Source organism: Kitasatospora sp. NPDC059722, from assembly GCF_042733235.1.
Classification (GTDB): domain Bacteria; phylum Actinomycetota; class Actinomycetes; order Streptomycetales; family Streptomycetaceae; genus Kitasatospora.
The window spans coordinates 1-2,015 of record NZ_JBHWGD010000169.1; the positions used below are offsets into that span (position 1 = coordinate 1).

A 2,015-nucleotide genomic window follows, 5' to 3' on the forward strand; every position below is an offset into this window, starting at 1 on the left:
CGAGACTGCCGTCGGTGCCGTGGTGGCCGCGGGCCTCGCCGTCGCGGCGCCGGCCGGCGCCGCGGCCGCCACCTCCGGCGCGAACGTCAGGCACTCCTGCGCCCAGCCGGCCCAGCGTCACCAGAAGTCCTGCGACGCCCTGGTGCGCACCGACGTGGTGCAGCCGCACGCGTTCTCCCTCAGCGCGGTCTCGCCCGACGTGAACCCGTCCGGCCTCGGGCCGACCGACCTGCAGAGCGCCTACGGCCTGTCGAACAACGGCGGCGCCGGGCAGACCGTCGCCATCGTCGACGCCAACGACGACCCCAACGCCGAGTCCGACCTGGCGACCTACCGCGCGCAGTACGGGCTGCCTGCGTGCACCACCGCCAACGGCTGCTTCAAGAAGATCGACCAGAACGGCGGCACCAACTACCCGGCCGGCGACACCGGTTGGGCGGGCGAGATCTCCCTCGACGTCGACATGGTCTCCGCCGCCGCTCCGAACGCCCACATCCTGCTGGTCGAGGCGAGCTCGGCGAACATGGCCGACCTCGGCGCCGCCGTCAACCAGGCCGTCGCCCAGGGCGCGAAGTTCGTGTCCAACAGCTACGGCGGCCCCGAGGACTCCACCGACACCTCCTCGGACAGCCAGTACTTCAACCACCCCGGCGTCGCCATCACCGTGTCCTCGGGCGACTCCGGCTACGGCACCGAGTACCCGGCGGCCTCCCAGTACGTCACCGCCGTCGGTGGCACCTCGCTGACCCGCGACTCCAGCGCGCGCGGCTGGCACGAGACCGTCTGGGGCTCCAGCTCGGGCGGCAACGGCGCCGGCTCCGGCTGCTCGGCCTACGACCCCAAGCCGAGCTGGCAGAGCGACAGCGGCTGCTCCAACCGGACCGTCGCCGACGTGTCCGCGGTCGCCGACCCGGCCACCGGCGTCGCCGTCTACCAGACCTACGGCGGCAGCGGCTGGGCCGTCTACGGCGGCACCAGCGCCTCGTCGCCGATCATCGCCGCCGTCTACGCCGACGCCGGCACCCCGGGCGCGAGCGACTACCCGTCCCAGTACCCGTACCAGCACACGAGTGCGCTCAACGACGTGACCAGCGGCGCCAACGGCACCTGCTCCCCGTCCTACCTGTGCACCGCGGGCCCCGGCTACGACGGCCCGACCGGCCTCGGCACGCCGAACGGCCCGACCGCCTTCCGGGCCGGCACCAGCACGGGCAACACCGTGACGGTCACCAACCCGGGCAACCAGAGCACCACCACGGGCAGTGCAGCCTCCCTGCAGATCCGCGCGACGGACTCCGCCTCCGGCCAGAGCCTGACGTACAGCGCGAGCGGCCTGCCGACCGGGCTGTCCATCGACGCCTCCAGCGGCCTGATCAGCGGCACGGCGTCGACGGCGGGCACGTACAACGTGACGGTGACGGCGAAGGACGCCACCAACGCCTCCGGTTCGACGAGCTTCACCTGGGCCGTGTCCGCCCCGGGCGGCGGCTGCACCGGTGCGGGCCAGTTGCTCGGCAACCCGGGCTTCGAGACGGGTAGCGCCTCGCCCTGGACCGCGACCGCCGGCGTGATCGACAACTCCGCGAGCGAGGCCGCCCGCTCCGGCTCCTGGAAGGCGTGGCTCGACGGCTACGGCAGCAGCCACACCGACACCCTGAGCCAGACCGTCACGATCCCGGCCGGCTGCAAGGCGTCGCTCGGCTTCTGGCTGCACATCGACACCGCCGAGACCGGCACCACGGCCTACGACAAGCTCACCGTCCAGGCCAACTCCACCACCCTGGCCACCTTCTCCAACGTCAACGCGGCCAACGGCTACACCCTGCACACCTACGACCTCTCCTCCTTCGCCGGGCAGAGCGTCACCATCAAGTTCACCGGCACCGAGGACGCCTCGCTCCAGACCAGCTTCGTGATCGACGACACGGCCCTCAACGCCTCCTGACCGACCAGGCCCGACAGGTACGACAGGTACGACAGGTACGACAGGTACGACCGGTGGGGCCGCAGCCGAC

Annotated in this window: 1 protein-coding gene; it reads left to right on the plus strand. The window is 72.1% G+C overall.

What is annotated here, in order from left to right:
* Positions 1-19 precede the first annotated feature (19 nt).
* The gene (locus ACFV4F_RS41270) at positions 20-1,945 is read left to right on the plus strand and encodes a putative Ig domain-containing protein (RefSeq protein WP_380510791.1); all 1,926 of its coding nucleotides are present in this window, start codon (positions 20-22) and stop codon (positions 1,943-1,945) included.
* The last annotated feature ends 70 nt before the right edge of the window (positions 1,946-2,015 follow it).